Annotated in this window: 3 protein-coding genes; 1 reads left to right on the top strand and 2 read right to left on the bottom strand. The window is 31.6% G+C overall.

Annotation, left to right across the window (positions count from 1 at the left end):
* Positions 1–8 precede the first annotated feature (8 nt).
* Positions 9–1,364, bottom strand: a complete 1,356-nt coding sequence (locus WBG30_RS02185; protein WP_424503006.1) for a Na+/H+ antiporter NhaC family protein — start codon at positions 1,362–1,364, stop codon at positions 9–11.
* Positions 1,365–1,650: 286 nt separating this feature from the next.
* On the opposite strand from WBG30_RS02185, the gene WBG30_RS02180 reads away from it, so the two are divergent.
* Positions 1,651–1,932, top strand: coding sequence for a pyrimidine/purine nucleoside phosphorylase (locus WBG30_RS02180; RefSeq protein WP_424503005.1), 282 nt, complete (start codon positions 1,651–1,653; stop codon positions 1,930–1,932).
* Between the two features lie 76 nt (positions 1,933–2,008).
* Here the strand turns inward: WBG30_RS02180 and WBG30_RS02175 are convergent.
* Positions 2,009–2,372: PhnA protein (locus WBG30_RS02175; protein ID WP_424503004.1), on the bottom strand; the 364-nt coding region annotated here is incomplete at its 5' end.

Genomic DNA, 2,372 nt, shown 5'->3' with positions numbered 1-2,372 from the left:
TAAAACTCCTACAGATTTTCTATATCAGTTTTCCATATCCACGGTTGTTTTTTTATTAGACCGTCAGCAAATGGTATATGAATCGAAACTATCACAGATAATAGCAATAACTGCTGATACCATAATAGAGGTATAATCTCAAAAGGAGTTGCTTTCCCTCCTGCAAATCCTACTAAAATTAACATCTGTGCTCCATAAGGGATAAATCCTTGAGCTATACAAGAAAAAATATCCAGTATAGCGGCACTTTTTCTTGGATCGACTTCATATTTTCTACAAAGTTTTTTAGCTATTGAACCATTTATAATTATAGCCACAGTATTATTAGCCACTGCTATATCCGTAAGCCCTACCAATGCACCAATTCCTAATTGGGCTGTTTTAGGACCTCTAATACTCTTTTGTATTTTTTCAAGTAACCACTGTATGCCTCCGGCTTTAGTTACCATAGCAGCTAATCCCCCTGTAAGAAATGAAAGAAGAAAGATCTCATTCATTCCCACAAACCCATTATAAACTTCCTTTGAAAATGTAAGAATAGTGAAGTTTCCATAAATAAGTCCGACTACACCAGAAAGAGCAATCCCACCAGTTAAAACAATGAAAACATTCATTCCAATTAAAGAAAATACTAGTACAAAAAGATAAGGTAAAATTTTAATTAGACTAAAATCATAGTTTTGAACTTCGGGTAAAATTTCAGGTCTACCAAAAATAATCAATAGTATAATAGTAAAAATAGCCGCAGGAGCTGTAATTAAAATATTAATTCTAAACTTATCTTTCATTTCTACACCTTGGGTTCTAGTAGATGCAATTGTCGTATCGGAGATTATTGAAAGGTTATCTCCAAACATAGCTCCTCCCATAACAGCAGAAAGAACTAGTGGAAGAGATAATCCTCCTTTTTCAGCTAATCCTACAGCTATTGGAGCGATAGCAACAATTGCACCTACAGAAGTCCCTGTAGCTGTAGAAATAAATCCAGCAATAATAAATAATCCTGCTGCAATATATTGTGTCGGTATATAAGTAAGTCCTAAATTAACAGTAGAATCCACTCCTCCCATGGCCTTTGATACTCCAGCAAATGCACCAGCAAGAAGATATATTATACACATGATTATTATATCCTCATGGCCACATCCCTTTACAAAAGTACTAAATTTTTCATTAATTGTTCCTTTAAAAAGAATAAAAGCAGTGATAATCCCAGCAAATGCAGCTATAGGAGCAGGCAGTTGATAAAATGCTAATTCTACCCCCTGAGATTGAAGTATCAATCCACTTCCTAAATAAATTCCAATAAAAATAAAAAAGGGTACCAAACCCTTAAAGCTTACCTTAACGTTTTCTTGTTTCATTTTTTCCTCCAAATTTTTTATTTTTTTATGCAACAAATCAAATATGACTTGTCTAACTTTTATATCTTTTCATTATTTATGCACCCTATATATATACAATACTTTTTCTATATAACCAAATCCCACACACCCATTTTTTAACTTAAAAATTATTTTAGAGTTTTTTTCCCTTTTCATATTAGTTTTTTACTTCCCACAGAAAAAAATTCTCTATCTACTTGACAGTTTCTACACCACTATGAGAAACTTTAGTATTAATATTTTAAAATAAAAAGGAGGAAAACCAATGTTTAATACAAATGAATATTTTGAAGGTAAGGTTAAATCTCTTAGTTTTGAAAATAATGAAGGCCCTGCAACAATAGGAGTTATGGCTCCTGGTGAGTATAAATTTGGGACATCTAAAAAAGAACATATGACAGTTACTTCTGGAAAAATGACAATAAAACTACCAAACTCTGAAAAATGGGTAGAAATCCATACTGGAAATACTTTTGAAGTAGAAGCAAATAGTTCATTTTTAGTAAAAGTAGAAGATGAAACATCATACCTTTGTCTATATAGATAATAAACAAAAAACAATAAAAATGAGGTGCTATCAAAATTAGATAAGCCCTCATTTTTATTAAATAATTTTATCAGTTCTACTTTTGACTTATCTTCTCAAGAACCTCTTCTAATTCCTCATCCATATAGACCATATCTAATAGATCATCTATCCACGAATATTTCCCTTGGATCTGTTTTATAATATCTATTGCTGCAGCTTTTACTATATTTACCTCACTCCAAATTGCGTGATTTAAAAATCTTAGATCATTTTCATCGGCTTTTTTCAATCTGTCTATTGTGTCCATACATGTATCACAGATGTGTATACATCTGTCATAATCTGGTTCTACCTCTATTTTTCCAACTTCAAATATATTTAATTTACGACCTGTTTCACCACATAACTCACATGTCGATTTAGATCTTCTTACTAATGTTTTTCCAAATAATGATACC

This window comes from Psychrilyobacter sp. (genome assembly GCF_049671765.1).
Taxonomy (GTDB): Bacteria; Fusobacteriota; Fusobacteriia; order Fusobacteriales; family Fusobacteriaceae; genus Psychrilyobacter.
The sequence above is the reverse complement of the archived record's forward strand: the minus strand, read 5'-3'. Positions and strand labels throughout refer to the sequence as shown.

What these genes read in the sequence shown, in the direction of transcription:
- WBG30_RS02185 (WP_424503006.1), bottom strand. Translation starts at nt 1,364, where the DNA reads ATGAAACAAGAAAACGTTAAGGTAAGCTTTAAGGGTTTGGTACCCTTT.
- WBG30_RS02180 (WP_424503005.1), top strand. Translation starts at nt 1,651, where the DNA reads ATGTTTAATACAAATGAATATTTTGAAGGTAAGGTTAAATCTCTTAGT.